This is a genomic window from Plantactinospora sp. KBS50 (assembly GCF_002285795.1).
Lineage (GTDB): Bacteria > Actinomycetota > Actinomycetes > Mycobacteriales > Micromonosporaceae > KBS50.
The window spans coordinates 566,110-592,808 of sequence record NZ_CP022961.1; the positions used below are offsets into that span (position 1 = coordinate 566,110).

At 72.9% G+C, this 26,699-nt stretch carries 24 protein-coding genes and 2 pseudogenes; 13 read left to right on the plus strand and 13 right to left on the minus strand.

Annotated features, from left to right (window positions below):
* Nucleotides 1-4 precede the first annotated feature (4 nt).
* Complete coding sequence (locus tag CIK06_RS02545; protein ID WP_095563456.1) at nt 5-1,198, plus strand: glycosyltransferase family 9 protein; 1,194 nt, start codon at nt 5-7, stop codon at nt 1,196-1,198.
* Here the strand turns inward: CIK06_RS02545 and CIK06_RS02550 are convergent.
* Together CIK06_RS02550 and rfaE2 are read right to left on the minus strand one after the other, a co-directional pair.
* Nucleotides 1,185-2,057 (minus strand): glycosyltransferase family A protein, encoded by an 873-nt coding sequence (locus tag CIK06_RS02550; protein ID WP_095563457.1) that lies wholly within the window; start codon nt 2,055-2,057, stop codon nt 1,185-1,187. The two genes, CIK06_RS02545 and CIK06_RS02550, sit on opposite strands and share 14 nt — an antisense overlap.
* Nucleotides 2,054-3,856 (minus strand): D-glycero-beta-D-manno-heptose 1-phosphate adenylyltransferase, encoded by a 1,803-nt coding sequence (rfaE2, locus tag CIK06_RS02555; RefSeq protein WP_095567509.1) that lies wholly within the window; start codon nt 3,854-3,856, stop codon nt 2,054-2,056. The genes CIK06_RS02550 and rfaE2 overlap by 4 nt, the downstream gene beginning before the upstream one ends.
* A 318-nt stretch (nt 3,857-4,174) precedes the next feature.
* Between rfaE2 and CIK06_RS02560 the strand changes: the two genes are divergently transcribed.
* Nucleotides 4,175-4,723, plus strand: a complete 549-nt coding sequence (locus CIK06_RS02560) for a type 1 glutamine amidotransferase domain-containing protein (protein ID WP_095563458.1) — start codon at nt 4,175-4,177, stop codon at nt 4,721-4,723.
* Here CIK06_RS02560 and CIK06_RS02565 read toward each other — a convergent pair.
* Complete coding sequence (locus CIK06_RS02565; RefSeq protein WP_232533975.1) at nt 4,692-6,011, minus strand: MFS transporter; 1,320 nt, start codon at nt 6,009-6,011, stop codon at nt 4,692-4,694. The genes CIK06_RS02560 and CIK06_RS02565 overlap by 32 nt on opposite strands.
* A gap of 183 nt (nt 6,012-6,194) precedes the next feature.
* On the opposite strand from CIK06_RS02565, the gene CIK06_RS02570 reads away from it, so the two are divergent.
* Entirely contained in the window at nt 6,195-7,883 is a 1,689-nt protein-coding gene (locus CIK06_RS02570; protein WP_095563460.1) for an MDR family MFS transporter, read from the plus strand.
* Between the two features lie 33 nt (nt 7,884-7,916).
* On the opposite strand, the gene CIK06_RS02575 is transcribed toward CIK06_RS02570, so the two are convergent.
* Nucleotides 7,917-8,411 carry an NUDIX domain-containing protein gene (locus CIK06_RS02575; RefSeq protein WP_095563461.1) on the minus strand — a complete coding sequence of 165 codons (495 nt, stop codon included), beginning with the start codon at nt 8,409-8,411 and terminating at the stop codon, nt 7,917-7,919.
* A gap of 99 nt (nt 8,412-8,510) precedes the next feature.
* On the opposite strand from CIK06_RS02575, the pseudogene CIK06_RS02580 reads away from it, so the two are divergent.
* Both CIK06_RS02580 and CIK06_RS02585 read left to right on the plus strand, forming a co-directional pair.
* A pseudogene (locus tag CIK06_RS02580) lies at nt 8,511-10,153 on the plus strand (fatty acid--CoA ligase).
* 203 nt (nt 10,154-10,356) lie between these two features.
* Nucleotides 10,357-11,571: a low temperature requirement protein A gene (locus CIK06_RS02585; RefSeq protein WP_232533976.1), complete on the plus strand. Its 1,215-nt coding sequence runs from the start codon at nt 10,357-10,359 to the stop codon at nt 11,569-11,571.
* Nucleotides 11,572-11,651: 80 nt separating this feature from the next.
* On the opposite strand, the gene CIK06_RS02590 is transcribed toward CIK06_RS02585, so the two are convergent.
* The 3 genes from CIK06_RS02590 to CIK06_RS02600 form a co-directional block, all read right to left on the minus strand.
* A complete protein-coding gene (locus CIK06_RS02590) occupies nt 11,652-12,677 on the minus strand; it encodes an NADPH:quinone reductase (protein ID WP_095563463.1) in 1,026 nt (341 codons plus the stop codon).
* A 96-nt stretch (nt 12,678-12,773) separates the two neighbouring features.
* Nucleotides 12,774-13,868, minus strand: coding sequence for a hypothetical protein (locus CIK06_RS32280; protein ID WP_157756575.1), 1,095 nt, complete (start codon nt 13,866-13,868; stop codon nt 12,774-12,776).
* Entirely contained in the window at nt 13,855-14,214 is a 360-nt protein-coding gene (locus tag CIK06_RS02600) for a hypothetical protein (RefSeq protein WP_157756576.1), read from the minus strand. The genes CIK06_RS32280 and CIK06_RS02600 overlap by 14 nt, the downstream gene beginning before the upstream one ends.
* 50 nt (nt 14,215-14,264) lie before the next feature.
* Between CIK06_RS02600 and CIK06_RS02605 the strand changes: the two genes are divergently transcribed.
* Nucleotides 14,265-14,426 carry a hypothetical protein gene (locus CIK06_RS02605; RefSeq protein WP_157756577.1) on the plus strand — a complete coding sequence of 54 codons (162 nt, stop codon included), beginning with the start codon at nt 14,265-14,267 and terminating at the stop codon, nt 14,424-14,426.
* 109 nt (nt 14,427-14,535) lie between these two features.
* Here CIK06_RS02605 and CIK06_RS02610 read toward each other — a convergent pair whose 3' ends face one another.
* From CIK06_RS02610 to CIK06_RS02620, 3 genes are all read right to left on the minus strand, one after another.
* The gene (locus CIK06_RS02610; RefSeq protein ID WP_095563466.1) at nt 14,536-15,192 is read right to left on the minus strand and encodes an HAD family phosphatase; all 657 of its coding nucleotides are present in this window, start codon (nt 15,190-15,192) and stop codon (nt 14,536-14,538) included.
* 73 nt (nt 15,193-15,265) lie between these two features.
* Nucleotides 15,266-15,733 (minus strand): SRPBCC domain-containing protein, encoded by a 468-nt coding sequence (locus tag CIK06_RS02615; protein WP_095563467.1) that lies wholly within the window; start codon nt 15,731-15,733, stop codon nt 15,266-15,268.
* Complete coding sequence (locus CIK06_RS02620) at nt 15,726-16,052, minus strand: helix-turn-helix transcriptional regulator (protein ID WP_198348082.1); 327 nt, start codon at nt 16,050-16,052, stop codon at nt 15,726-15,728. The genes CIK06_RS02615 and CIK06_RS02620 overlap by 8 nt, the downstream gene beginning before the upstream one ends.
* 68 nt (nt 16,053-16,120) lie before the next feature.
* On the opposite strand from CIK06_RS02620, the gene CIK06_RS02625 reads away from it, so the two are divergent.
* The gene (locus CIK06_RS02625) at nt 16,121-16,387 is read left to right on the plus strand and encodes an SCO4848 family membrane protein (RefSeq protein WP_095563469.1); all 267 of its coding nucleotides are present in this window, start codon (nt 16,121-16,123) and stop codon (nt 16,385-16,387) included.
* 90 nt (nt 16,388-16,477) lie between these two features.
* Nucleotides 16,478-17,419, plus strand: a complete 942-nt coding sequence (locus CIK06_RS02630; protein ID WP_157756578.1) for a phosphotransferase — start codon at nt 16,478-16,480, stop codon at nt 17,417-17,419.
* Nucleotides 17,420-17,431: 12 nt separating this feature from the next.
* On the opposite strand, the gene CIK06_RS02635 is transcribed toward CIK06_RS02630, so the two are convergent.
* Nucleotides 17,432-18,550, minus strand: coding sequence for an N-acetyltransferase (locus CIK06_RS02635; RefSeq protein ID WP_095563471.1), 1,119 nt, complete (start codon nt 18,548-18,550; stop codon nt 17,432-17,434).
* 34 nt (nt 18,551-18,584) lie between these two features.
* Nucleotides 18,585-19,688, minus strand: coding sequence for a Ku protein (locus CIK06_RS02640; RefSeq protein WP_095563472.1), 1,104 nt, complete (start codon nt 19,686-19,688; stop codon nt 18,585-18,587).
* A 123-nt stretch (nt 19,689-19,811) separates the two neighbouring features.
* On the opposite strand from CIK06_RS02640, the pseudogene ligD (CIK06_RS02645) reads away from it, so the two are divergent.
* From ligD (CIK06_RS02645) to CIK06_RS02660, 4 genes and pseudogenes are all read left to right on the plus strand, one after another.
* Nucleotides 19,812-20,767: pseudogene (gene ligD / locus CIK06_RS02645) on the plus strand (non-homologous end-joining DNA ligase).
* Nucleotides 20,757-21,665: a non-homologous end-joining DNA ligase gene (gene ligD, locus CIK06_RS02650; RefSeq protein ID WP_095563473.1), complete on the plus strand. Its 909-nt coding sequence runs from the start codon at nt 20,757-20,759 to the stop codon at nt 21,663-21,665. The pseudogene ligD (CIK06_RS02645) and the gene ligD (CIK06_RS02650) overlap by 11 nt, the downstream one beginning before the upstream one ends.
* 32 nt (nt 21,666-21,697) lie before the next feature.
* The gene (locus CIK06_RS02655; RefSeq protein WP_157756579.1) at nt 21,698-22,258 is read left to right on the plus strand and encodes a TetR/AcrR family transcriptional regulator; all 561 of its coding nucleotides are present in this window, start codon (nt 21,698-21,700) and stop codon (nt 22,256-22,258) included.
* 60 nt (nt 22,259-22,318) lie between these two features.
* On the plus strand, nt 22,319-23,785 hold the full coding sequence (locus CIK06_RS02660; protein ID WP_095563475.1) for an MFS transporter: 1,467 nt from the start codon (nt 22,319-22,321) through the stop codon (nt 23,783-23,785).
* 59 nt (nt 23,786-23,844) lie between these two features.
* Here the strand turns inward: CIK06_RS02660 and CIK06_RS02665 are convergent, their stop codons facing one another.
* Nucleotides 23,845-25,524, minus strand: a complete 1,680-nt coding sequence (locus CIK06_RS02665; protein WP_095563476.1) for a DNA repair helicase XPB — start codon at nt 25,522-25,524, stop codon at nt 23,845-23,847.
* Between the two features lie 145 nt (nt 25,525-25,669).
* Between CIK06_RS02665 and CIK06_RS02670 the strand changes: the two genes are divergently transcribed.
* Nucleotides 25,670-26,542 carry a L,D-transpeptidase family protein gene (locus CIK06_RS02670; protein WP_095567510.1) on the plus strand — a complete coding sequence of 291 codons (873 nt, stop codon included), beginning with the start codon at nt 25,670-25,672 and terminating at the stop codon, nt 26,540-26,542.
* Nucleotides 26,543-26,699 lie beyond the last annotated feature (157 nt).

A 26,699-nucleotide genomic window follows, 5' to 3' on the forward strand; every position in this document is an offset into this window, starting at 1 on the left:
GGCGATGGCCGCCGGTGACCTGGTGCCGGACGTCCGGCGCATCGCCGTCCTGCGGGCCAACGCCCTCGGTGACTTCATCTTCGTGCTGCCCGCCCTGGCCGCGCTCAAGGCCGCGTACCCGGAGGCCGAACTGGTGCTGCTGGGCGCGCCCTGGCACGCGGCGCTGTTCGACGGTCGGCGGCCCGGCCCGGTGGACCGGGTGCTGGTGGTCCCGCCCGCGCCGGGAATCCGGGTGGCCGGCGCCGATGAACCGGACGTACCGCTTGGCGACTTCCTGGCCGCGGCCCGGCGCGAGCGGTTCGACCTGGCGGTCCAGTTGCACGGCGGCGGCGCCAACTCCAACCCGCTGATCCTCGACCTGGGGGCGCGGCTGACCGTCGGGCTGCGGGCGCCGGACGCGCCGCCGCTGGACCGCTGGCTGCGGTACGTCATCTACCAGCCGGAGCCGGTGCGCTACCTGGAGGTGGTCGGGCTGGTCGGCGCCCGCCCGGTGGACCGGGCGCCCCGGCTCGCGGTCACCGAGGCGGACCGGGCCGAGGCGAGCGCGGTGACCGGCCCGGTCGGGCGACCGCGCGTCGCGCTGCATCCCGGCGCCACCGACCCGCGCCGGCGGTGGCCGGCCGAACGGTTCGCGGCCGTCGCGGACCGGCTGGTGGACGGCGGGTACGACGTCTTCGTCACCGGCTCGGCCGCGGAGCGGGAACTGACCGCGCGGGTGGTGGCGGCGGCCCGGGCACCGGTGCGCGACCTCACCGGCGAACTGTCGCTGAGCGGGCTGGTGGGGTTCCTCGCCGGCTGCGCCGTGCTGGTCGCCAACGACACCGGACCGGTGCACCTGGCCGCCGCGGTGGGTACGGCGACGGTCGGCATCTTCTGGGTCGGCAACATGATCAACTGTGCCACGCCGCTGCGCGCCCGGCACCGGCCGATCATCTCGTGGACCCTGCACTGCCCGGTCTGCGGCGCGGACTGCACCCGGGACATCTATCCGGACCGGCCGGGCGAGGGCTGCGAGCACCGGGAGTCGTTCGTCACCGACGTGCCGGTGTCCGAGGTGCTGACGGCGGTGGCCGACCTCACGGTCACCGGAGCCGTCACCGGAGCCGTCACCGGAGCGGGCGCCGGAGCCGTCACCGGAGCGGCCACCGGAGCGGGCGCCGCAGCGACGGGCGGGTCGGACCCGGTCAACCGAAGCTGACCGGGTTGTTCAGCAGGATCTCCCACGCCTCCACGTCCCGATCTGTGACCGTGGTGGGGGTCTCCAGGTGGTACGCCCCGCTGGGCACGATGCCGGCACCGCCGTACCGCTCCAGCACGGCGAGCTGGGCGGCCACGTCCTCGCCCTGATGCCGGTCGCCCACCTCGGGCCAGAAGTCGAAGGCGCCCGCGTCGACCAGCTTGGCCCGGTCGTACAGCACGCACCCGCCGATCCAGGAGACCTTGTACGCGCGCCACTCGTCCGGGGCCAGCCGCAGCCGCTCGGTGATGTGCAGCAGGTTCGCCGCCGGATGGATGCGCGCCCGCTCCCAGGCCGGCGTCCCCGGCCGGATCCGCTCCGGCACCGGCGGCCCGTCCCACTCCGCGTAGTGCCCGTGCACCTCCGGGCGCCGGTCGGTGAGGTAGGACAGCCCGTGTACGGCGTTGCCGACGAACCCGCAGCCCAGCTCGGTGATGGCGGTCATCATCCGGTCCACGGCGCCCGGTTCCAGCCAGACGTCGTCGTCCACGCAGAGCACGTACCGGGCCAGGGACTGACCGAGCAGGAACGCCCGGTGTTCGGCCAGCCCGCGGCGGGGCAGCCGGCGGGTCAACAGCACCGGATGCCCCCGGTGGCGCAGTACCCGGACCATCGTGGCGACCGCCGGGACGGACCACCCCGGCTCGCCGTCGGACTGGTCGCTGACCACCACGCCGAAGTCCGCCGGCCCCGACTGGGCGGCGAGTCCGGAGAGCGTGACGGCCAACTCCGCCGCGCGGTTGCGGGTCGGTATCAGCACGTCCAGCCGGCGCGCGGTGCGGAACTCCACCGCGTTGCCCTGCTCCACCGGCCTGCTCACCGCCGCTCACCCGAGAGGAACTGTCCCCTGTCCTCGCTCGCGGCGGAGGGATCCCTGGCCAACCCGTGCGCGCGGATCCGGTCGATGATCGCCGAGGTGGACCGGTCCGGCACGTACCCCAGGGTGCGCACCTCGCCGCCGAGGTCATGCACCAGCGGCGCCTCCGGCACCAGCTCCGGCGGATAGTCGCCGCCCTTGACGTACACGTCGGGCCGCACCAGTTCGATGAGCGCGCCCGGCGAGTCCTCCGCGAAGGTCACCACGTGGTCCACACAGGCCAGTGCGGTCAGCACCGACACCCGGTCCTCGATCGGGTTGACCGGCCGGTCCGGGCCCTTGAGCCGGCGCACGCTGTCGTCCGCGTTGACCGCGACGATCAGCACGTCGCCGAGTGCGCGAGCCTGTTGCAGGTACCGGACGTGGCCGCGGTGCAGCACGTCGAAGCAGCCGTTGGTGAACACGATCGTCCGCCCGGCGTCGCGGTGCCGGTCGACAAGCGCGGCGAGGCCGGCCGGATCCACCAGGCCGGGTACCGGCACGGCCGGGCCGTCGCCCACGCCGCCGGCCACGCCGAGCGCCGCCAGCAGTTCCTCCCGTACGCAGACACAGGTGCCGGTCTCCGACACGGTGATCGTGGCCGCGAGCTGGGCGAGCTGGGCCGCCGTCGGCAGCGGCGCCCCGGCGGCCAGCGCCAGGGTCATGGCCGCCAGATACGCGTCTCCGGCGCCGACCGTGTGGCTGGGCGGGACGGGCGTGGCGTGGCTGCGGCCGTGCTGGCCGTCGGCGCCGCCGACGACCGCGCCGTCGACGTCCAGCGTCACGGCCACCACGTCGGCGCCGGTGCGGGCGCGCAGCTCGGGCAGCCGTACCCGGGCCAGCTCCGCCCGGTCGGCGCCCAGGTCGAGGCCGGCCGCCACGATGTCGTGGTCGGCCGCGCCGATCTCGTCGCCGGTCAGCTCGATCTCGCCCACCCCGTCCAGCGGCGAGCCGTCCAGCGGTGTCGACCCGTCCAGCGGCGAGCCGTCGAGCGCTGCCGAGCCGGTGGGCGGTACGGCCGGGCTGGTCGGTCCGGCGGCCAGCTCGGCGGGCACGACCACCGGGACGCCGGCGCTGCCCGGCGCCGCCCCGTCCAGCAGCCGGGTCGCCTCCGCGAAGCTCGGCGTCACCACGGTGGGCGCGAGCGCCCGCCAGTCGGTCAGATCGTGCGCGTCCAGCGCCACGGTGGCGAACATGTCCCGGTGCCGGACGAGCCAGGCGCGTACCGGCTCGGGCAGCGCGCCGAGCCCGTAGTCGCAGATCACCAGGGCCGGGTCGGTCCTGGTCCGGGCCCGCAGCTCGGCCGCCGCCCGGGCGAGCGCGCCGAGCAGTTCGCCGATCACCTCGCCGGTGAGCCGGCAGTCCGCGTCGCCCTCGTCCTCGCGTACCAGGATCTGGTTGCCGGCCAGCAGCCGGCGCTTGATCGGGGTCGGGCGGCCGGGCTGGGAGACGGTCCGGTCCCAGACCCCGGCCCGGTCCAGGCAGTCGTGCAGGTCGTCGGCGGCCACGTCGGTGCCCACCGGCGCGACGAGGGCGGCGCGACCGCCGAGCGCGGCCAGGTTGACCGCCGTGTTCGCGGCTCCGCCGGCCGCCACCAGCCGGCGCCGCAGGGTGAGCACCGGGGCGGGTGCCTCCCGGCAGAGCCGGTTCGAGTCGGCGAAGCGCCACTCGTCCAGCATGGCGTCACCGACGATCAGGACACCCCGGCCGTCCCATCCGTGCACCACGGCCGCCATTCGCTGCTGCTGCGCTGCTGTCGGCATGCCGGTACGGATCCCCGGGGCGAAGGCGACCAAACGCGGCCGGTGCCACGGTGCGGCGGTGCCACGGTGCGGCGGTGCCACGGTGCGGCGGTGCCACGGTGCGGCGGTGCCACGGTGTTGCGGCGTTGCCGCGTTGCGGCGCGGCGGTGACCGGACGCGGGCGGTGCCGCGGTGAGCGCGGGCGACGGCGTTTGGTCGCCGCCGATCCGGGAAGGAATTCGTCCAGAGCGTACCGGAATGCCGGTTCGCTCGGCACGGACCCGCCCCCGCCGATCGACCGGGCGGGGCCGGGAAACCTGGGGAGAGGGAGGCCGACCGATGGCGGCATCGTTGCAGGGCAAGCACATTGCGCTCCTGGCCACGGATGGCATGGAGGAACTGGAGTACACGCAGCCCCGCGAGGCGGTGGAGAACGCGGGCGCGACGGCCGAACTGGTCTCGCTGCGACCCGGGACGATCCAGGGCTACAACTACCTGGAGAAGAGCAAGTCGTACGACGTGGACATCACGGTCGCCGAGGCGGATCCGGACCGGTACGACGCGTTGGTGCTGCCCGGCGGGGTGGCGAACGGCGACTTCGTGCGCGCCGACCGCGAGGCGGTCGCCTTCGTCCGGTCGTTCTTCGACGCCGGCAAGCCGGTGGGCGTGATCTGCCACGGCGGGTGGGCGCTGGTCGAGGCGGACGTCGTGGCGGGGCGCACGCTGACCTCCTGGCCCAGCCTGCGGACCGACCTGACCAACGCCGGAGCGACCTGGGTGGACGAACCGGTGCACACGGACAACGGGCTGGTCAGCAGCCGCAAGCCGGACGATCTGCCGGCGTTCTGCGCCAAGATCATTGAGGAGTTCGCCGAGGGCCGGCACTGACGCTCGCACGGGCGGCGGCCCACGCCGCCTCCTCGGCCTCCTTGCGTGCCCGGCCGTCCCGGCCGTCGTACCGGACCAGCGCCGGCAGCGTGGCGGCCAGCGCTGCCGTGCCGAGTACGCAGAGGACACCACCGGAGACGATCGCGCCGGAGACACCGGTCCACCGGGCGGACAGTCCGGATCGGAGCTGGCCGAGCAGCGGTCCGGTGGAGTACGACAGCATCTCGATGCCGGCCAGCCGGCCACGTAGATGGTCCGGAATGGTCTGGTTCCAGATGATGCCGCGGAACAGCGCCGAGATCTCGTCCGCGGCGCCGGCCAGGGCCAGCAGCAGCACGGCCAGCCAGAGCGCGTGGGCCAGGCCGAAGCCGACGATGGCCAGCCCCCAGCACCCGGCGGCGAGCAGCACCATCAGGCCGTGCCGGTGTACGTGCCGGGCCCAGCCCGAGGTCAGCGCCGCCAGTGCCGCACCGGCGGCCGGTGCCGCGTACAGCAGTCCCAGTACGGCCGGCCCGCCCAGCCGCTCGGCCAGGAACGGGTAGAGCGCCTGCGGCATGCCGAAGAACATCGCGTTGATGTCCACCAGGTAGGTGCCGAGCAGTTCCGGCCGGCTGCGCGCGTACCGCAGGCCGTTGGCGACCGACCGCAGGGACGGCCGGTCGGCGGCCGCCGGCGGTGGCATGGCGCGGACCAGCCCCAGCAACGTCAGCGAGACCGCGAAGGTGGCCAGGTCCAGCGCGTACACCCAGGCCAGGTCGACCGTGGCGATCAGTACGCCGGCCAGCGCCGGACCGGCCAGCGAGACGATGTTCATCCGCATCGAGCTGAGCGCCCCGGCCGCGGGGATCTCGTCCGGCGTGACGACCCGGGGCGTGATCGCCTCCAGGGCCGGCCGCTGCACCCCGTCCAGCGCGGCGGTCAGCCCCGCGACCAGGTAGAGCAGCCACAGGTGCGGGCGCTCGGTCATGGCGTTGACCAGCAGGATCCCGCAGAGCACCGTGAAGCCGATCTCGCCGCCGAGCACCAGCCGCCGGCGGTCCAGATAGTCGGCCAGGGCGCCGCCGACGAACGCCATGAACAGCAACGGCACCAGTTCGCAGACCCCGAGCAGGCCGACCAGCAGCGGGTCCTTCGTCAGGCTGTAGACCTGGTACGGGATCGTGACGTACGTGACGAAGGACCCCAGCCCGGACACGCCGGTGGCGCCGAAGACCAGCCGGAAGTCCCGCGACGTGCGTAACGGGGTGAGGTCGATCGCCAGCCGGCGCAGGAGGCTGTTCAGCGGCACGAGCGATGCTGATCCGGTCCGACCGCGCTGTCCAGCGAATATCCCCCGGCACGGTCCGGCCCGGCATGCCAGGTCCGGCCCGGCATGCCAGGTCCGGCCCGGCATGCCAGGTCCGGCGTGGCGCGGCCCGGCCGGAGCGGGGCGTCCCAGGCATGTTTCCGGTCGACCCGGGGAGACCGGACCATGACCTCGGCTCCGGCTCCGGCCTCCAGCGACCACCCCGCACTGCCGCACGGGCAGATTCTGCTGCTGATGGGCGGCCTGATGACCGGAATGCTGCTCGCCGCGCTGGACCAGACGATCGTGGGCACGGCGCTGCCGACGATCGTCGGCCAGCTCGGCGGGATCAACCACTACTCGTGGGTGGTCACCGCGTACCTGCTGGCGGCCACCGCCTCGACGCCGCTGTACGGCAAGATGGCCGACCTGTACGGGCGGCGGCCGGTGTTCCTGTTCTCGATCGGGGCCTTCCTCGTCGGCTCCCTGCTGGCCGGCCTGTCCCAGAACATGACCCAGCTGATCGTGACCCGGGGGATCCAGGGGCTCGGTGCCGGCGGGCTGATGACGCTGGCCTTCACCATCATCTCGGACGTGGTGCCGCCCCGGGAACGCGGTCGCTACCAGGGCCTGTTCGGGGCGGTGTTCGGGCTGGCCTCGGTCGCCGGGCCGCTGGTCGGCGGCTACTTCGCCGAGCACGACTGGCGGTGGATCTTCTTCCTGAACGTGCCGCTGGCCGTGGTGGCGATCGTCGTCTGCTACCGCGTGCTGCGGTTGGTCCCGTTCAGCCGGCGCCGGCACGCGATCGACTGGCTCGGCGCGCTCCTGCTGGTGGCCGGGGTGAGCAGCCTGCTGCTCGCGCTGAGCTGGGGCGGCAGCCAGTACCCGTGGGGTTCGGGCACGATCGTCGGGCTGTTCGTCGCGGGCGGCGTCCTGGCCGTGCTCTTCCTGCTCCAGGAGCGCCGGGCCAGCGAGCCGATCCTGCCGCTGGGCCTGTTCCGCAGGTCCACCTTCGCGCTGGCCAACGCCGCCGGCTTCGTGCTGGGTCTGGTGATGTTCGGGTCGATCATCTTCATCCCGCTCTATCTCCAGATCGTCAAGGGCGCCACACCGACCCGCAGCGGCCTGCTGATGCTGCCGATGATGGCCGGCGTCATCGTCACGTCGGTGCTGTCCGGCCGGGCGATGAGCCGGCTGGGCCGCTACAAGTGGTTCCCGGTGGCCGGCTCGGCCACCCTGGTGGTCGGCATGATGCTGTTCACCGGACTGCAGGTGCGGTCGCCGCTCTGGGTCGCCTTCGGCGACATGGTGGTGATCGGCGTCGGGCTCGGGTTGTGCATGCAGTCGCTGATCCTGGCGGTGCAGAACGCCGTCGAGCCCCGGGATCTGGGCGCCGGTACGTCGGCCGCGACGTTCTTCCGTTCGCTCGGCGGCTCGTTCGGGGTGGCCATCCTGGGCGCGGTCCTGTCGAACGGGCTGACCGGCGGTCTCGCCGCCCGGCTTCCGGCGGCGATCGCCCAACTCCCGCCGGACGAACGGGCCCAGGTGGCGGCGGCGGGAGGCGCCGGCATCTCGGTCAACGAGCCGTCCCGGATCCTGGCGCTGCCGGCGCCGGTGCGGTCCGCGATCCAGGCCGCGTTCGTCGACTCGCTGCACACCGTCTTCCTGGTCGCGGGGCTGGTCGCGATCCTCGCGGTGGCCGTGACGCTGGCCCTGCCGAACAAGGAACTGCGCGGTGCCGGTCCGGGCGGCGCCACTGGCGGGGTGGGGCCGGCCGGCGGTCCCGCGCCCGCGCCCGGGGGCCGGCCGCTGGACCGGCAGTCCAAGGACGAGGCCGCCACCGAGATGGAGGCCCAGTCGCAGACCATGATCTAGCGGGTCCCGGACGTGGGCCGGGCCACCCTCGCGCTACTTGAGCACCAGCCGGCCGGTCCGTTCGAAGGCCACGAGATCGGCCAGGGTCTCGATCACCGAGCCGGAGAGCGGCTCGGGGAACTCGTCCGGCCGGCAGAACCGGGCGTCGGTGGTCTCCTCGGTCGGTACGACCAGCTCGCCGGACCATTCGTCGACCCGGAACGCCACGGTGAACAGCTGGTAGGTGTGCCCGAACATGTTGGTGTGGGTCCGGTCCGCCCCGGTGTACATGGCGAACGGGGTCACCGCTGTCGCGGCCAGCCCGCTCTCCTCGCGTACCTCCCGGATGACGCAGTCGGCGATCGACTCGCCGAGTTCCATCGCGCCGGCCGGCATGGCCCAGTGCCCGTTGTCCGAGCGTTCGATGAGCAGCACCCGGCCGGTCTCGTCCCGGACCACCGCGCGAGCGCCCACGAACAGCAGCGTCCGGTCGCCGGCGAGCGCGCGGAGTTGACCCACGTACGACTCCGCCCAGGACAGGTATGCCATGGTTACACCCTAGGCGTCCGACCTGGCCGTACCCGCGATGGACCGGATCGACCGGACCACGGGTTTCGCACTGTGACGCGCGCCACTACGGTGTGACCCATGCGCAGCACGATGATGGACACGCCCCTGCTGGTCTCCCGGATCCTCGACCACGGCACCACCGTGCACGGCCGCTCCGAGGTGGTCACCTGGACCGGTGCCGAGCCACGCCGGCTGTCGTACGCCGAGGTCGGGGCCATGGCCGCGCGGCTGGCACACGCGCTGCACGACGATCTGGGGGTCACCGGCGACGAGCGGGTCGGGACCTTCATGTGGAACAACGCCCAGCACCTGGCCGCGTACTTCGCGGTGCCGAGCATGGGCGCGGTGCTGCACACCCTCAACATCCGGCTCTTCCCCGAGCAGGTGGCGTGGATCGCCAACCACGCGCAGGACCGGGTGGTGCTCGTCGACAGCACGCTCATCCCGCTGCTGGCCAGGGTGTTGCCGGAAATGACGACCGTGCGGCACGTGGTGGTGGTCGGCGGCGGCGACCCGGCGCCGCTGCTGGCCGCCGGGGACGGCCGGATCGCCGTACACGCCTGGGACGATCTGCTGGCCGGCAAGCCGGACCGGTACGACTGGCCCGAGCTGGACGAACGGGACGCCGCGGCGCTCTGCTACACCTCCGGCACCACCGGCAACCCCAAGGGCGTCGCCTACTCGCACCGCAGCATCTACCTGCACTCGCTCCAGGTCTGCATGCCGGAGAGCTTCGGGTTCGGCCCGACCACCCGGGAGTTGGCCATCGTGCCGATGTTCCACGCGATGAGCTGGGGCATCCCGTACGCCGCCTTCATCTCCGGGGCGTCGCTGATCATGCCGGACCGGTTCCTCCAGGGCGGCCCGATCGCCGAGATGATCGCGGCCGAGCGGCCCACCCTGGCCGGCGCGGTGCCGACCATCTGGACCGACCTGCTGGCGCACCTGGACGCCCACCCGACCGACACGTCCTCGCTGCGCGAGGTCATCGTGGGCGGCTCGGCCTGCCCGCCGTCGCTCATGCACGCCTTCGCCGAGCGGCACCAGATCGACGTCATACACGCCTGGGGGATGACCGAGATGTCCCCGCTCGGCTCGGTGGCCCGGCCGCCCGCCGGGGTGGACGACGGGACGGCCTGGACCTACCGGTACAGCCAGGGCCGCGTACCGGCCGGTGTGCAGGCCCGGATCGTCGGCCCGGACGGCGAGCCGATGCCCGCCGACGGCGAGGCCGTGGGGGAGGTGGAGGTCCGCGGACCGTGGGTCACCGCCCGGTACGTCGGGGACGACGACCCGGACCCGGACAAGTTCCGCGACGGCTGGCTGCGCACCGGTGACGTGGGAAACCTGTCGCCCGAGGGGTACCTGACGCTGACCGACCGGGCCAAGGACGTGATCAAGTCCGGCGGCGAGTGGATCTCCTCGGTGGAACTGGAGAACGCCCTGATGGCCCACCCGGCGGTGCTGGAGGCGTGCGTGGTGGGCGTCCCGGACGACCGCTGGGACGAGCGACCGCTGGCCACCGTGGTGCTGCGGGCGGGCGCCACCGCCGCCCCGAGGAACTCCAGACCTTCCTGGCCGACCGACTGGCGCGCTGGCAGGTGCCCGAGCGCTGGTCGTTCATCGAGTCGGTGCCGAAGACCTCGGTGGGCAAGTTCGACAAGAAGCGGGTCCGGTCCCGGTACGCCGCCGGGGAGTTGCCGGTCACCCGGCTGGACTGATCGGCCCCACCGGCCCGCCCGGAACCGGGTTCCGTCCCGGATCGGGCCGGATCCGCGGCGGTACCGGGATCGGGCCCGATCCGCTCGTTAGCACGGCCGGCGGGCGGATGCGCGGCTTGCCGGATTGTCCGGACGGTCCGGCCGGGTCTGCACTATGACTGCCTCAGTGGGGCGACCTCGCCGCACGGACGGGGTGGATCACGGTGGGCGAGCCGGTGAGGTTGCTGCACAAGGGCGAGGCGACACGGCGCGCCTCGTTCCTTGAGCTCTTCTTCGACCTGGTGTTCGTCTTCTCGCTCAACCGCGTGGTGGCCCGGGCCGTGGAGGACCTCACCACCGACCGCGGACACAACCACCTGCCGACGGTGCTGGCCGGCGGCGGCAAGACCGCGCTCCTGCTGCTGATCCTCTGGTCGGTCTGGCAGCAGAACGCCTGGACCACCAGCCGGTACGACCCGTACCACCCGATCATCCAGCTCAGCGTGCTTATCGCGCTGGTGTCCAGCATGGTGATCGGGGTCGGCATCCCGCGCGCCTTCGGGATCAACGGGGGTGCCCTGGTGGTCGCCGGCTACCTGATCGCGCAGCTGAGCCGGCCGGCGCTGCTGGCCGTCGCGCTGCGCGGCACTCCCCGCCAGCGACTCAAGATCCGCACGTTGATCGTCTACTCGTGCACCGGGATCATCTGGATTCTCGGCTTCCTGCTGGTGAAGAGCTGGCCCCGGCTGTACGTCTGGGGCGCCGCCCTGGCCATCGAATATCTGGCCAACCGGACCGGCTGGCCGGTGCCCGGCCTGGGTCGCTCGGCCCCGGCCAAGTGGGACATCGCCGGCGCCCACCTGGCCGAGCGCTACCAGCAGTTCTTCCTCGTCGCGCTCGGCGAGGCGATCCTGGTGGACGGCCTGAGCTACGCGCGCTCCGGATTCGGGGCGCTGGAGACGGCGGCGTTCGCGATCGCCCTCGGCATCACGATCCTGATCTGGCGGATCTACTTCTACCGCGCCGGTGAGATCTTCGCGGAGGCGGTCGGCCGCGCCCGCCGGCCGGCCCGGATCGGCCGCTCCGCCGCGGACTCGCACCTGTTGATGGTGGCCGGGGTGGTGGCCACGGCCATCGGTTACGACCTGGCCATCGAGCATCCGATGGGGCACACGCCACCGGCCTGGATCGCGGTGATCGCCGGCGGCCCGGCGCTGTACATGATCGGCCGGTCCCGATTCGAGCGGGAGGTGTTCGACCGGGTCTCCCCGTCCCGGCTGGTCGCGATCGGCGTGCTGGCACTGGTCTTCCCCGCCCTGTTCTGGGCGCCGACGGTCGCGGTGCTGTTCGCCGTCGGGCTGGTGCTGTTCGGCGTGGCCCTGGCCGACGCGCGCCGCGCCTGGGGCAAGCCGCCGGAGCCGCCCGCGCCGCCGCTGTGAGCGGCCCCTGGGCGGTGAGCCGCCCGCGCCGCCGCGGTGAGCGGCCCCTGGTTGCCGCCCGCGCCGGCGGGCTGGGGCTGCTACTGCGCCGCGGTCGTGATCAGCACCTTGCCCACCGCCGACTCCTCGACCGCGCGATGCGCGGCGGCGGCCTCGGCCAGTGCATACCGGTGCAGCGGCAGCCCCGCCTCCCCGCCCACCCGGACCGCCCCGTCGGCAACCGCGGCGGCCACATCCGTCACCGCCTGCGCCTTCGCCGCGGGCGGCACAGTGTAGACCAGCACGAACTGCCAGCGGGCGTTCGGGGGCATGTTGGCCCGGACCGGGACGGTCACCTCGGCGCCCCCGTCGTCCGCGTACATGGCGACGGCGCCGTACCGGGCGAGGACCTGGCTGTCGACGCCGGCGTTGTGCGCCGCGGACACCTCCACGACGGTGTCCACCCCGGCCCGCGCGATCTTCCTGGTCTCGGCGACCACGTCCTGCCGGCGGTAGTCGATCACGTGCGTCGCGCCGGCCGCCATCGCCAACTGCGCCTTCTCCGGGCTGCTCACCGTGGCGATCACGGTGGCGTCCGCCCACCGCGCCAGTTGGATGGCGGCGTTTCCGACCGCGCCGGCGCCGCCCTGCACCAGGACCGTCCGATCGGTCAGCGCACCGGCGTGCAGGTGCCGCGGCATCGTCTCGCCGACGGTCAGGCAGCGGTGCGCGGTCAGGAACGGGATGCCGAGACAGGCGCCCAGGTCGAACGAGGCCGCCCCGAGCGGCTGGACCTGCCGGACCGGCACCGCGGTGTACTCGGCGGCCGTGCCCCACGGCCGCTGCCAGGCGGCCTCCCAGAGCCAGACCCGCTCGCCGACCAGCGCCCCGTCGACCCCGGTGCCCACCGCCTCGACGACGCCCGCGCCGTCCTGCCCGGGTACCTGCCAGCCGGCCGGCGGCGGGCCGCCCGAGCCGTCGCCGCGGCGGGATTTCCAGTCGGTCGGGTTGACCCCGGCCACGGCGAGCCGGACCAGGACCTCGCCGGGCTCCGGCTCGGGATCCGGCCGGTCGGTCAGCTCAAGCACGTCCGGACCACCGGTACGGCGGTAGACGATCGCCTTCATGCGGACGACTCCTTTCGGTGGATCCCGCTGCGGGACCCCTCCCATCCTGCGCGGAGCCGTCCCCTCGGCGTCGCCGTTCGCCGGCTTACGGCCGGCTCAGCCCTCGTCGCTGTCGTCGGCGGTCGGCTCCGCGGGCGGCCCGGTCCGCCGTTGCGCGCGGGACCGGAGCAGCTCGACGGCCTCGTCGATCCGGCCCTGCTCGCTGAGCAGGGTCAGCAGCAGGCCCACCGAGCGCCAGTCGTCGTCGGGCGCACCGCGCAGCAACTCGATCGCCTCGTCGATCCGGTCCCGGCCGACAAGCATGGTGGCCAGTTCGGTGCGGGCCACCGGCTCGCCGCGGTCGGCGGCGATCCGCCAGAACTGCTCGGCCTCGTGAATCTCGCCCCGGTCCCGAAGGAGCGCCGCGAGGCGGGCGGCCGCGTGCCAGTCGCCGCGCTCGGCCCGGGTCCGCAACTCGTCGGTGCGGCCCCGGTCGGCCAGCAGGTCGACCAGCACGCTCCCGGCCAGGGCCTGACCGGAGTCGGCCAGGTCGCGCAGGTAGCCGGTGGGGTCCGGTACCGACGTGATGCCGGCGGCCTCCTCGCCGAAGAACCGGCTGCCGCCGAACTCGTGCCGGAGCTGGTCGTCCAGGTCGTCCGCGATCTCCACCATGGCGCGGATCGCCACCAGCAGGTGAGTCGGCTGGAACTCCTGGCCGAACACCGGGATCGAGGCCCACACCGTGTCGCCGGTGCAGTAGACCCGGCCGATGATCATGCCGCTGGTCAGGTCGGCCAGTCGACGGTAGAGCGTCTCGGTGGGCTGTACGCCGGACAGCAGCGGGGAGAAGACGTCCACCAGCGGCGGATCCTCCTGCGTGCGTACGAAGATCATGGCGGACCCGGCCCGGATCGCCATGTCCCCGTCGGAGTCCAACCGGAGCTGATCGGCCGTGGTGCCGAGGATCTCGGCCACCACCCAGCGGACCCGCTCGGCGAGCTTCGCCCCGAGGTCGGTGTCCCGGCGGGCGCTCCAGCCCGGGTCGATCGGCGCGGACCGGACCGCACCGCCGTCCACGTGGCTGATCGGCCGCGCGGCCAGCGCGGCGGCCAGCCGGGTCCGGGTGGGCAGCGGGGTGGAGGCGGTCGTGGCGGCCGGATGCGCGGCCAGCGCCGAGACCAACCGACGGAGAAACCTGTCACGCCCCGTCATCGTCGTTGCTCCCCGGCCGCATCGACTCCGGTATGGACGAGCGGTCGAGCACCCGGACCTGATCGAACAGCTTGGCGATCACCAGCGGTGCGGTGACTCCGAAGCCGAAGGCGGCAAACGCCGTGGTCGCCAGCTCCCCGGCCGCCGTCGCGGCCGCGAGACCGGTACCGGCCGCGGCCCGCAGCGCGATGGCGAACAGCATGATCGGCCGGTCGCGGGGATCCCGCCAGGGCCACTGCCACCGTCCCTTGGACTCGGTCGTGGGGCGCATCATCCCGTAGAGGTTCAACGCCTCGGCGACGCCGCTGCCGACAAACCCCCATATCGCCGCAATCCATAGAGACACGTGCCCACTGTACTGAGTGGGCGCTCGCACGGGTCGGGCCGGTCGCGGTGGTGGTCGCGGTGCTCGCGGTGCTCGGCCGGGCGGTGGTCGGCCGGGCGGTGGCCGCCGCGGTGGTGTGGCGGGCGGCGATGGTCGCGGTGGTGTGGCGGGCGGTGGCGGCCGGGGCGACGGATGCCCCGATCCGGGGCCAGCGGGTCATGTCTGGACGGTAGCGCCGATCGGCAAGTGCCAAAATCCCGTTGCCGGTATCCCCGCACGCTCCGCGATCAGGGGCGACAAACGATCAGCGCGACGAGCGATCAGCGCGACGAGCGATCAGCGCTACGACAGGAGCGCGGCCACGGCGTCGACGGTCAGCTCGTCGATCCGGCCGATGGTGAGCGCGGTCCGAGCGGCCACGTCCGGGTCGAGCGGGTACGCGCCGTGCGGCACCGCGATCACCCGCATGCCGGCCGCGGCGGCGGAGCGTACCCCGTTGCTGGAATCCTCGATGGCGACGCAGCGGCTCGGGTGGGCGCCCAGCCGCTGCGCGACGGCCAGGTAGACGTCCGGCGCCGGCTTGCCACGCGGCACCCGCTCGGTCGACAGGGTGGCCCGGAACTCGCCGGCCACCCCGGCGGCGGCCAGCGCCGCGTCGATCAGCCGGGGCGGCGAGGAACTGGCCAGCCCCAGCGGCCAGCGCCCGGCCAGCCGGCGAACCACCTGCACGGCGCCGGCGATCAGCGGTACGTGCGCGGCGTACCGCTCGGTCATCTCGTCGACGACCTCGGTGGCCACCTGCTCGGGGCTGCGCTGGACGCCCAGCTCACCGCTCAGGTACGCGGCCCACTCCCCGGTGCTCATCCCCATCAGCCGGCGCTGGCTGTCGGGCTGCCACCGCCCGCCGTGCCGGTCGACGTACGCGCGGCGCACCTCCTCCCAGACGGGCTCGGAGTCCACGATCACGCCATCCAGGTCGAAGATCACCGCGTCGGTCACGTACCCATCCTGCCGGATCCCCTCCGGTGCGGTCCCGGTGCGTGCCGGTCCGCGCGGTTCGTGGGCGGGCCGCTCAGGCCGACGCAGGGGTGGGCGGCGCGGTGGCCGGCAGCTTGTCCCCCTCCAGGAACGCCTGGAGGTTGGCCAGGATCGGCGTCCAGCCGGCCTCCCAGCCCGCGACGTCGTCCGGGCTGGCGAACTGGTCGTGGACGAGGCGCAGCCGCACCTTCCCACCGTCGAGCGGCTCGATCTCGAAGGTGACCCGGGTGTACGGCCGGTCCAGCTCGGTGACCGGGCCGTCCTCGTAGCGGAAGCTGTACACCAGCCGGCGCGGCGGCACGCTCTCCAGCACCACGCCGGTGTCGGTGATCCGGTCGCTCGTACCGTCGTAGAAGGTGACGGCCGAGCCGACCAGCCAGTCCGACTCGATCCGCCGGTCGAACCAGTACGCGCGGGTCAGGGAGCCCGTGGTGAGCGCGGTCCAGAGCCGCTGCGGGGTGGTGGCGATCTCGGTCTCGTAGACGAACGCAGCCTCAGCCATGAGACTCCTCCTCCAGGTGACGTTTGAGTTCGGCCAGCGCGAACAGCCGCCGGCTCTCGTATTTGTGGATCCATCGACCGGCGAGGTCGAGGATCGGGGCGGGATTCAGGTAGTGCCGCTTCTCGCGCCCGCGACGCAGCGTCACGACGAGCCGTGCCTCCTCCAGCATGGCCAGGTGTTTGCTCACCGCCTGACGCGTCGTTCCCACTTGCGCGCAGAGTTCACTCAACATCTGACCATTGCGCGCGTACAGGCTGTCCAGTAGCCGGCGCCGGGTCGGATCGGCGAGCGCGCGGAAGACCGCATCGTCGTCGTCCACCGACCCAACATAGGCAACCATATGGTTGCCTGTCAACGGATCTCGCGCCGCTGGCATACTCGCTGCTCATGGTGTTGTCGCGGGGTTGGTCCGGGTTTCTGCTCGGCGTCGGCGTCTGGACCTGGGTGATCTGGCCCCGGTTCGCCGTGGCCATCTGGAACGATCCCCGCTCGTGGTCGGGCGGCGCCGTCGGCCAGGGCGGCGGCACCGGCTTTCTCTGGGTGCACGTGCTGCTCATCGCGGCCTCGCTGGCCATCGGCAGCGCGGTCGGGGTGCTCGGCGTACGCGGCCTGCTGGCCACCCGCCGCGCCCGGACCCGGCCCGAGGCCCGGTAGCTGGCTGGTCGCCCGCCGTCCACCGTCGGGGCCGGCCCGGCCCGGCACGCGGCGCACCGAATGTTCCTGCTCCTCTGCTTGACTGGTCGAATGCGGATCGACGGGTTCCGGGGCATCGCGGACGCGCTGGGCGGCAGGATCGTGACGGCATCCGTGCTGGCGGGCGGGTTCTCTCACGAGACGTGTCTGTTGACGCTTGCCGACGGTCGGGTCGTTGTGCGGTTCGGCGGAACGGACCCGGCGATTGAGGCAGGGGTCATGGCCGCCGCCCGTCGGCATGTGCCGGTTCCGGACGTCCTGTTGGTCATGCCCGGCGGGGATGAGCACGCACGACCCGCGATGGTCATCGAGTACGTGGACGGGGTCATGCTGAGCGGATTGCTCGGTCAAGGTGATCTTGGCCGGTCCGCGTTCGGTGAGCTGGGAGCCGAGGTGGGCCGGGCCGTCGCCGGGATCGGCGCTGTGCGGTTTGACAGGCGTGGGTTCTTCGTTGACGGTGACCTCAGCGTGAAGGAGGAACGGCCGTGGTCGCAGCAGTTGGCCGAGGTCGCCGAGAGCTGCATGGCCGCAGCGCCCGAGGACCGTCTCGACGGCGTGACCCGGCGCGCCTGGGTTCGGCTGTGCGAGGTCAGCGCGTCGGCGTTGGCAGGCGTCGACGATCACGCCCGGCTGGTGCATGCCGACATCAACCCGAAGAACATCCTGGTGTCTCCGGCGGGCCTCGGTTGGCGAGTAGCCGCGCTGCTGGACTGGGAGTTCAGCTACTCCGGCTGCCCGTACGGTGACGCCGCGAACATGCTCCGCCTCGGAGCCGAGTACCCCGAAGGCTTTCTGGACGGCTTCCGCGCGGGCTTCGTCGAGGGCCAGCCCGCTGACCTGCCGCTGGTGGAGAACTGGGCTCATGCGGGCCGGGTTCTGGACATGTTCGCGCTGAGCGACCTCGTGACTCGCCCGCTGGGGCATCCCGTGGCGGACCAGGCCGCCGAGCAGATCCGGCACTGGGTCCGGCACGGCGTACCGGACCGGGGTTGATCAGCTGGGGCCTTAACGCTTGGTCGTGGAAGGGGAGACGGGCTTGACCATCTGCTGGCTCGCCACGGCGTAGCCGAGGCCGTGGAACAGCCCGCGGGCCGCGGCGTTGCCGGTGAAAAGGTTCAGCTCCATTGCGGGTACGCCCCGAGCAACCAACTCCCGCTCGACCGCCAGCATGGCGCCCCGGCCGTAGCCCTGCCCGCGCTGGCCGGGATCGATCTCCAGGTGGCTCAGCCCCGCCCGGCCGGACCCCTCGGCGCCGTCGGGCAGCCGCACCCAGACCCAGCCCACCTCCGTGCCATCCGCCGAGCGCAGGGTTCGCAGCAGCGCGCCCCGGCTCTGCGCCCCATCCGGCAACTCGGTGCGGATCCGCTCGGCGGTGCGGGCACGGCCCTGTTCCACCGGGATCCGCCGGCTGGCCGCCTCGGACCGGGCATGCTCCTGCGACCAGAGCGGCAGCCGGACCAGTAGCTCGTCCTCGGTCATCGGTGCCAGCGCGACCAGCGGGGACACCGACTCCGCGGCCTCGGCGGCCCCGTCGCCGGACTCGGCTTCAGCTCCAGCTCCGGCACCAACCCCGGCTCCGGCACCAACCCCGGCTCCGGCACCAACCCCGGCTCCGGCACCGGCACCGGTACCGGCCGGACCCGCCGTACCGAACGGCTTCGCCAACTGCCAGGCGGTGACCTCGTAGCCGAGACTCTCGTACAGCCGCATGGCCGTGGTGTTGTGGCCGTGCACGTTCAGGCCGAGCGCGCCCACGCCACGGGCGGCAAGCTCCCGCTCGGCGGCCAGCATGAGGCCCCGGCCGTACCCCCGGCCGCGGTGCTCGGCCGACACCTCGATGTTGTAGACCCAACCCCGCTCGGGGCCGCCGGCCTGGTCGCCGGGGAGCGCGAGCCAGATCCAGCCGACCTCTTCCCCGGCGGCGTCCCGCCCGGTGAACAGCAGCATGCCGGGGCTTTGCAGGCCGTGCGGCAGGGCCCGCCGGGTCTGCTTCTCGGAGTCGGCCATCGCCTCCGCGAGGGGAATGTTGCGGGCCTCCGCGTTGGCCCGGGCGTAGTGCTCGACAGCGGTGCGCATCCGCCGATCGAACTCGTCCTGGGTCATCGGGATCAGCGAGAGCGTCATGACGCGAGTGTAGGGAGACGCAGGTCCCCCCGCCTCAGGCGGACTTGCGGGAGGAGGTCTTCTTGGCCGCGCCGGTCGCCTTCTTGGCGCCGGTGCTCTTCTTGGCCCCGGCGGCCTTGCCGGCGGTGGTCTTCTTGGCCGCGGTGGCCTTGCCGGCGGCGGTCTTCTTGGCCGCGCCGGTGGCCTTCTTCTCGGCGGTCTTCCTGGCCGGAGCCTTCTCCGCTGCCTTCTTCGCTGCCTTCTTCCCGGCCGGCGCCGCCGCCTTCTTGGCGGAGCGGGCCGAGGTGATCGGGGTGGGCTCCCCGCCACCGCCGTGGGCGCCGCCGCTGCCGCGACCGCCGCCGGCGCCGCCGGTTTCGCCGCGGGCGGTCCGGGCCCGGTCCACCGAGGCGCGCAGCGCGGCCATCAGGTCGACCGCGGCGGCCGGGGCGGCTTCCTCCTCCTCGGGTGCGACGATCTCGCGCCCCTCGACCTTGGCGTCGATGACCTCCTGCAGCGCCGCGCGGTAGTCGTCGGTGTAGGCGTCCGGCTGGAAGTCGGCGGCCATCGAGTCGATCAGCGAGGTGGCCATGGCCAACTCGGGGGCGCGGACGCTGATGTCCTCGTCGAGGAAGCCGAAGTCAGGGCTGCGGATCTCGTCCGGCCAGAGCATCGTGTTGAGCACCAGCACACCCTCGCGGACCCGCAGCGTGGCCAACTGCTCGCGTTGCCGCAGCGCCACCTTCACGATCGCGACCCGGTCGGAGTCGGTGAGCGCGTCGCGCAGCAGCACGTACGGCTTGGCCGCCGTGCCCTCGGGCTCCAGGAAGTACGCCTTGTTGTACAGGATCGGGTCGACCTGCTCGGCCGGGACGAACTCCAGCACGTCGATCGCGTGCGAGGTGCTCAGCGGCAGGTCGGCGAAGTCGGCGTCGGTGAGGATGACCATCTCGCCGCCGCCGAGGTCGTACCCCTTGGCGATGTCGTCGTAGCTGACCTCCTCGCCGCAGACCGAGCAGGTGCGCTTGTACCGGATCCGGCCACCGTCCTCCCGGTGCACCTGATGGAACCGGATGTCCTTTTCCTCGGTCGCCGAGTAGACCCGGACCCCGATGGAGACGAGGCCGAACGACACGGCGCCCTTCCAGATTGCCCGCATCCCCGCACTCCTCGCCCCGTCGCCGGTCTCCCTCCGATGTCCATTGACCAGGATTCCACCAGCGGCAACCGGGCGCGAGGCTTTCCCGGCGGATCCGGCGCCGGCGGATCTAGGCTGGTGAGCGTGCCAGGGGCGCCGGTGAAGCCGATGCTGGCGGTGACCGGGGAACTGCCGAGCGCCGCCGGCTGGGGCTACGAGTTCAAGTGGGACGGCGTACGGGCCCTGGCCGACACCGACGGCGGCCGGCTCGCACTGTGGGCGCGGTCCGGCGTGGAGATCACCGCGGCCTACCCGGAACTGGCCGCGCTGGCCCGACAGGCCGAGGACGTCCTGCTGGACGGCGAGGTGGTGGTGCTCGGCCCGGACGGTGTCCCGTCGTTCACCGCGCTGGCCGAGCGGATGCACGTGCGGGATCCCGGTCGCGCCGCGCGGTTGGCGGCCGGTGCGCCGGTGACGTACATGATCTTCGACCTGCTCCGGCTGCGCGGCGCCGAGCTGTACCGGTGGTCCTACCGGCAGCGCCGGCGCGCCCTGGAGGAACTGGGCCTGGGCGGGCCGCGCTGGGCCGTACCCCCGGTCTTTGCCGATGGCCGGGCCACCTGGGCTGCCGCCGGCGAGCACGGCCTGGAGGGGTGGTGGCCAAGCGGCTGGACTCGGCCTACCGCCCGGGGGCGCGCTCGCCGGACTGGGTGAAGGCCAAGCTGGAGACCACCGGCGACTTCGTGGTGGGCGGCTGGCGGCCGGGGGTACGCCGGATCGGCGGGCTGCTGGTCGGCGTGCCCCGGCCGGACGGCCGGCTGGACTACCGGGGCCGGGTCGGCGGTGGGATCGGCGCGGCGACGGAGCGGGAGCTGCTGGGGATCCTGGAGCCCCTGCGCGTACCCGATTCGCCGTTCGTGCCGGGGGTGGCGCGCGGCGCGGTGCCCCGGGAGGATGCCCGGGGGGCGCGCTGGGTCACCCCTCGCACGGTGGTGGAGGTGAAGTACGGCCAGCGCACCCCGGACGGGCGGCTGCGGTTCCCCCGGCTGCTCCGGCTGCGCCCGGACAAGGCCCCGGACGAGGTGCACGATGCCGGCTGAGCGGGTACGGGTCAGGGTGGCCGGCCGCGAGCTGGAGCTGTCCAATCTGGACAAGGTGCTGTATCCGGCCGCGGGCTTCACCAAGGGCGAGGTGATCGACTACTACACCCGGATCGCGCCGGTGTTGCTGCCCCACCTGCGGGACCGGCCGCTGACCCGGATCCGCTTCCCCAACGGGGTCGACGGCGCGTCGTTCTTCGAGAAGAACAAGCCGGCGGCCACGCCCGGCTGGGTGCGGGTGGTCCGGCTGCCGGCGCCGGGTTCGTCGAAGGGCCGGGAGACCATCGAGTACGTGGTGGGCGACGACCTGCCGACGCTGGTGTGGCTGGCCAATCTCGCGGCGTTGGAGCTGCACACGCCACAGTGGCGGATCGGCCGGCACCCCGACATGCTGGTGGTGGACCTCGATCCGGGGGCGCCGGCCGGGCTGGCCGAGTGCTGCGCGGTGGCGGTCCGGATGCGGGACCGGCTGGCCGCCGACGGCATCGCCAGCCATCCGAAGACCTCCGGCAGGAAGGGCATGCAGCTGTGCTGCCCGATCGCCGGCGAGCAGTCGGCCGACGAGGTGTCCGGGTACGCCCGGCGGATCGCCGGCGAGCTGGAGAACGCCGACCCCCGGCTCGTCACCGCGAAGATGGCGAAGAAGCTGCGGCCGGGCAAGGTGTTCATCGACTGGAGTCAGAACAGCGCGGCCAAGACGACGGTGACCGCCTACTCGCTGCGGGCCGCGGCCCGGCCCACCGTGTCCACCCCGCTGACCTGGGACGAGGTCGAGGACGCGGTCGCCGCCGGCGGGGCCGTCCGGCAGTTCACCGCCGCCGAGGTGCTGGCCCGGGTGGACGGGTACGGCGACCTGATGGCCGATCTGCTCGACGGCGGTCCGCGGGTACCCGGTTGACGAGTTAGTTATTGGTCACTAACATTGCCGCCGTGAGTCCCAGGATGAGTGCCGACGAGCGCCGGATCGCCGTGCTGAAGGCGGCCCGGATCGAGTTCGGCGCGTCCGGCTACGCGGGCACCAGCACCGAGGCCATCGCCCGGCGGGTCGGCGTCTCGCAGCCGTACCTGTTCCGGCTCTTTCCCTCCAAGAAGGCGATCTTCCTGGCCGCCCTGGAGGACTGCTTCGACCGGCTGGAGGAGTTGTTCGAGACGGCGGGCGAGGGGTTGAGCGGCGCCCCGGCCCGGGAGGCCATGGGCGCGGCGTACGCCGCCCAGCTTGAGGACCGGTCCATGCTCCAGCTCCAGTTGCAGATGTGGGCGGTCGCCTGCGACGACGCCGACGTGCGGGCGGTGGCCCGGCGCCGGATGGGGCGGATGTGGGCCCAGTTCGACCGGATCATCGGCGGCGACGACCGCGAGGTCATGCAGTTCATGGCCAGCGGGATGCTGCTGAACGTCTTCGCGGCGCTGGACATCCCGCGGATCAAGGAACAGCTGGGGGAGTCGCTCACCGGGCTGATCGAGCCGCCGCCGGAGGACCGGGCGGGCTGAGTCGCCCGCCGTTTTGTTGCCCCAAGAAGTTAGTGGTTAATCACTTCCCTAGGAGGAGAGATGCGGCAGGACCGCTCCCAGCTCTGGACGTTCCTGATCACCGGCATCGCGGTCTTCATGGTCGCGATGGACAACCTCGTCGTCACCAACGCACTCCCGGTGATCCGGGTGGACCTGCACACCGGGCTGGAGGGGTTGGAGTGGACGGTCAACGCGTACACCCTGACCTTCGCGGTCTTCCTGCTCACCGGCGCCGCGCTGGGCGACCGGTACGGCCGCCGCCGGCTGTTCACCCTCGGGCTCGCGCTGTTCACCCTGGCCTCGGCGGCGGCGGCCGTGGCGCCGGACATCCAGACCCTGATCGCCGCCCGCGCCGTGCAGGGCCTCGGCGGCGCCATCGTCACCCCGCTCACCCTCACCCTGCTCGCCGACGTGGTGCCGGCCGAGCGCCGCGGCACCGCCTTCGGGCTCTGGGGCGCCATGAGCGGCCTGGGCGTCGCGCTCGGACCCGTCATCGGCGGCGCGGTCGTCGAGTACGCCTCGTGGCAGTGGGTGTTCTGGATCAACGTACCGATCGGGCTGGCGCTGCTGCCGCTCAGCCGAGCCCTGCGGGAGAGCCGCGGCGGCGCGGGCCGGCTCGACCCGATCGGCGTGCTGCTGGCCACCACCGGCCTGTTCGGGGTGGTGTTCGGGCTGGTCCGCGGCGGCGGACACGGCTGGACCGACGGCACCGTACTGACCGGCCTGATCGGCGGCGGCCTGCTGGTACTGGCCTTCCTCGGCTGGCAGCGCCGGGCGCCGCACCCGATGATGCCGCTGCACCTCTACCGCAGCCGCGGCTTCAGCCTGGCCAACGTCGTCGCGTTCGTGATGTCCTTCGGGGTGTTCGGCTCGGTGTTCCTGGGGGCGCAGTTCCTCCAGACCGTCCAGGGCTACTCGCCGCTGGCCGCCGGCGTCCGGAGCCTGCCCTGGACCGCCCTGCCGGCGCTCGTGGCGCCGTTCTCCGGCCGGCTCGCCGAGCGGATCGGCGGTCGGCTGGTGCTGGCGCTCTCCCTGGTGCTCCAGGCCGTCGGGATCGGCTGGCTGTCGCTGGTGAGCCGGCCGGACCTGCCGTACTCGCAGCTGGTCGCGCCGTTCGCGGTGGCCGGCCTGGGCATGGGGCTGTTCTTCGCCCCGATCGCCCGGGTCACCCTCGGCTTCGCCCCGCAGCACCTGGCGGGCGTGGCGTCCGGCACCTCCAACGCGCTACGCCAGCTCGGAACGGTGCTCGGGATCGCCGTGCTCGGGGCGATCTTCTCGGCCGCGGGCGGGTACGCCGACGGCGCCCAGTTCGTCGCGGGGATGCGGGCCGGTCAGTTCGTCGGCGCGGTCGTACTGGTCGGGGCCGCCCTGGTGGCGCTGGCCATCCCGAACGACCGTGTTCCGGCGAGCGCCGCACTCTCCGACGGCGCGCCCGCGGAGAGTGCCCCGGCGGGTGGCCCGGCCCCGGTCGGCGGCCCGGTGCCCGCGGCGGCCCCGGCCGGCTGAGAAACGGCCCACCCGGCAGCGGACGCCCACCCGGCAACGGGCGGGCGTCCGCTGCCGGGTCAGTCGACCGACGGCAGGGGCGGGCCGAGCACGTCGTCGGCGTCCACGATGGTGTACGCGTACCCCTGCTCGGCGAGGAACCGCTGCCGGTGCGCGGCGTACTCGGTGTCGATGGTGTCCCGGGCGACCACCGTGTAGAAGTGCGCCTGCCGGCGGTCGGCCTTGGGCCGCAGCACCCGGCCCAGCCGCTGCGCCTCCTCCTGGCGCGAGCCGAACGTGCCGGAGACCTGGATCGCCACGGCCGCCTCGGGCAGGTCGATGGAGAAGTTGCCCACCTTCGAGATGACCAGCGTGCGGACCTCACCGGCCCGGAACGCGTCGAACAGCCGCTCGCGTTCCTTGTTGGTGGTCGAACCCTGCACGATCGGCGCGTCGAGAAACTCGCCCAGCTCGTGCAGTTGGTCGATGTAGCCGCCGATCACCAGCACCTGATCGTCCGGATGCCGCCCGACCAGGGCGCGCACCACCGGAAGCTTGGTCCGGGCGGTGGCCGCCATCCGGTACCGCTCCTCCGGCTCGGCCGTCGCGTACGCCATCCGCTCGGCGTCGGTGAGCGTGACGCGTACCTCGGTGCAGTCCGCCGGGGCGATCCAGCCCTGCGACTCGATGTCCTTCCACGGCGCGTCGTACCGCTTGGGGCCGATCAGCGAGAAGACGTCGCCCTCCCGGCCGTCCTCCCGGACCAGCGTGGCGGTCAGGCCGAGCCGGCGCCGGGCCTGCAGGTCGGCGGTGAACCGGAAGATCGGCGCGGGCAGCAGATGCACCTCGTCGTAGATCACCAGACCCCAGTCGCGGGCGCCGAACAGGTCGAGGTGGGTGAACGCGCCGCCGCGCCGCGCGGTGAGCACCTGGTACGTCGCGATGGTGACCGGACGGATCTCCTTGCGCTCGCCGGAGTACTCGCCGATCTCCTCCTCGGTCAGCGAGGTGCGGGCGATCAGCTCCCGCTTCCACTGCCGGCCGGCCACGGTGTTGGTGACCAGGATCAGCGTGGTGGCCTTGGCCTCGGCCATCGCCGCCGCGCCGACCAGGGTCTTGCCGGCGCCGCAGGGCAGCACCACCACCCCGGAACCGCCGGCCCAGAACTGCTGCACGGCCTCCCGCTGGTAGGACCGCAGGGTCCACGGCCGGCCACCGTCCCCGCCGGCCTCGGCCAGCTCGATCGGGTGCGCCTCACCGTCGACGTACCCGGCCAGGTCCTCGGCCGGCCAGCCCACCTTGAGCAGCGCCTGCTTGAGCCGCCCGCGCTCGGACGGGTGCACCGCGATCGTGTCGTCGTCGACCTTGGCGCCGAACATCCCGGCCAGTTTCTTGCTCTTGGTCACCTCGATCAGCACCATCCGGTCCAGCGCCCGCAGCACCAGCCCGTGACTCGGGTGGTTGACCAGTTGCAGCCGGCCGTACCGGTCCATGGTGTCGGCCACGTCGACCAGCAGCGCGTGCGGCACCGGGTAGCGCGAGTACTTGATCAGGGCGTCCACCACGCCCTCGGCGTCGTGCCCGGCCGCCCGGGCGTTCCACAACCCCAGCGGGGTCAGTCGGTACGTGTGGACGTGCTCCGGCGAGCGCTCCAGCTCGGCGAACGGCGCGATGGCCATCCGGCAGGCAAGGGCGTCCGGATGATCGACCTCCAGCAGGAGGGTCTTGTCCGACTGCACGATCAGTGGGCCACCGGTCACGCCATCGTTCCTCTCGCACTGGTCCTCGCGGCAGACCCTCCAGTCTTGCACGCGGATAACGGGACGGACACGGTCGTCGGACGGGCGCAACGGATCCGTGGCATGTCGCGTCTACTGCAAGGTGAACACCGCCTGGGGAGGCTCGATGACTCGAACACGTCTCGCGATCCGCCTGTTGATGGTGGCGGTGGTCACGCTGGTCGGTGCCGGAGCGTGCACGTTCGGGCCGCAGGAGCACCAGTCGGGTCAAGGCGGATCCGTGCCGGTGGCCGCGGAGAGCGAGGTAACGGGGGCGAGCGGTTTGCCCGGCTCCGCCCAGCCTACCGGCGCCGCTCCGGGTCCGTCGTCGGCGCAGCCCGCGTCACCGCAACCGACCCGGAGCGGTTCGCCGGGTCCGTCGCCGACCCCGTCGGCCTCGCCGTCGTCCGCATGCCCGCAGGGCGAGCGGCAGCGCGAGGTGGAGAAGTACCTGGCCCAGCTCGGCGGATTCGGCACGGTCGAGGTGGACGGCCGGCAGTCGGACACCGACTGCGCGGCCATCAAGCGGTTCCAGCGCCGGTACGGGATCCTTCCGGCCGCCGGTCGGGCCGGTCCGACCACGTACGACGTGGCCCGCCGGCTGGCGAGCACCGACACCAGCGACTGCCGGGCCGGCTCGGGCACCACCTTCTGCGTGGACCTGACCAACCAGACGGTCTGGGTGATGCGCAGCGGCAAGGTGGTGATGGCTCCCACGGTCACCCGGACCGGGATGGCCGGCTACGCCACCGTCTCCGGCTCGTATGCGATCAACTACCGGAACAAGCGGGAGTGGTCCAACCCGTACGAGGTGTGGATGCCGCTCTGGCAGCGCTTCTACGGCGGCATGGGATTCCACCAGACCACCACGTACCTGCACAACAAGTCCATCGGCTCGCACGGCTGCGTCAACCTGCTGCCGGCCGACGCCCAGCGGCTGTGGGAACTGGGCTCGGTGGGCACGCACGTGCGGCTCTTCGGCCGCCGCCCCGGCACCTGATGCGGTCCGGGTGAACCCCCAGCGCGGTTTCCGGGACGGTCCCGGGTAGGGCGCCTGTCGCCGTACCCCGTCCTCAGGTGCGAGGCTGGAGGCCGGACAACGCACGGTGGGGAGGCGCGCATGAAGGATGCATCGAAAGGCCCCTTGTTATCACCTT

What these genes read in the sequence shown, in the direction of transcription:
- CIK06_RS02545 (WP_095563456.1), top strand. Translation starts at nt 5, where the DNA reads ATGGCCGCCGGTGACCTGGTGCCGGACGTCCGGCGCATCGCCGTCCTG.
- rfaE2 (WP_095567509.1), bottom strand. Translation starts at nt 3,856, where the DNA reads ATGCCGACAGCAGCGCAGCAGCAGCGAATGGCGGCCGTGGTGCACGGA.
- CIK06_RS02560 (WP_095563458.1), top strand. Translation starts at nt 4,175, where the DNA reads ATGGCGGCATCGTTGCAGGGCAAGCACATTGCGCTCCTGGCCACGGAT.
- CIK06_RS02570 (WP_095563460.1), top strand. Translation starts at nt 6,195, where the DNA reads ATGACCTCGGCTCCGGCTCCGGCCTCCAGCGACCACCCCGCACTGCCG.
- CIK06_RS02575 (WP_095563461.1), bottom strand. Translation starts at nt 8,411, where the DNA reads ATGGCATACCTGTCCTGGGCGGAGTCGTACGTGGGTCAACTCCGCGCG.
- CIK06_RS02590 (WP_095563463.1), bottom strand. Translation starts at nt 12,677, where the DNA reads ATGAAGGCGATCGTCTACCGCCGTACCGGTGGTCCGGACGTGCTTGAG.
- CIK06_RS32280 (WP_157756575.1), bottom strand. Translation starts at nt 13,868, where the DNA reads ATGACGGGGCGTGACAGGTTTCTCCGTCGGTTGGTCTCGGCGCTGGCC.
- CIK06_RS02615 (WP_095563467.1), bottom strand. Translation starts at nt 15,733, where the DNA reads ATGGCTGAGGCTGCGTTCGTCTACGAGACCGAGATCGCCACCACCCCG.
- CIK06_RS02625 (WP_095563469.1), top strand. Translation starts at nt 16,121, where the DNA reads ATGGTGTTGTCGCGGGGTTGGTCCGGGTTTCTGCTCGGCGTCGGCGTC.
- CIK06_RS02630 (WP_157756578.1), top strand. Translation starts at nt 16,478, where the DNA reads ATGCGGATCGACGGGTTCCGGGGCATCGCGGACGCGCTGGGCGGCAGG.
- CIK06_RS02635 (WP_095563471.1), bottom strand. Translation starts at nt 18,550, where the DNA reads ATGACGCTCTCGCTGATCCCGATGACCCAGGACGAGTTCGATCGGCGG.
- CIK06_RS02640 (WP_095563472.1), bottom strand. Translation starts at nt 19,688, where the DNA reads ATGCGGGCAATCTGGAAGGGCGCCGTGTCGTTCGGCCTCGTCTCCATC.
- ligD (WP_095563473.1), top strand. Translation starts at nt 20,757, where the DNA reads ATGCCGGCTGAGCGGGTACGGGTCAGGGTGGCCGGCCGCGAGCTGGAG.
- CIK06_RS02660 (WP_095563475.1), top strand. Translation starts at nt 22,319, where the DNA reads ATGCGGCAGGACCGCTCCCAGCTCTGGACGTTCCTGATCACCGGCATC.
- CIK06_RS02670 (WP_095567510.1), top strand. Translation starts at nt 25,670, where the DNA reads ATGACTCGAACACGTCTCGCGATCCGCCTGTTGATGGTGGCGGTGGTC.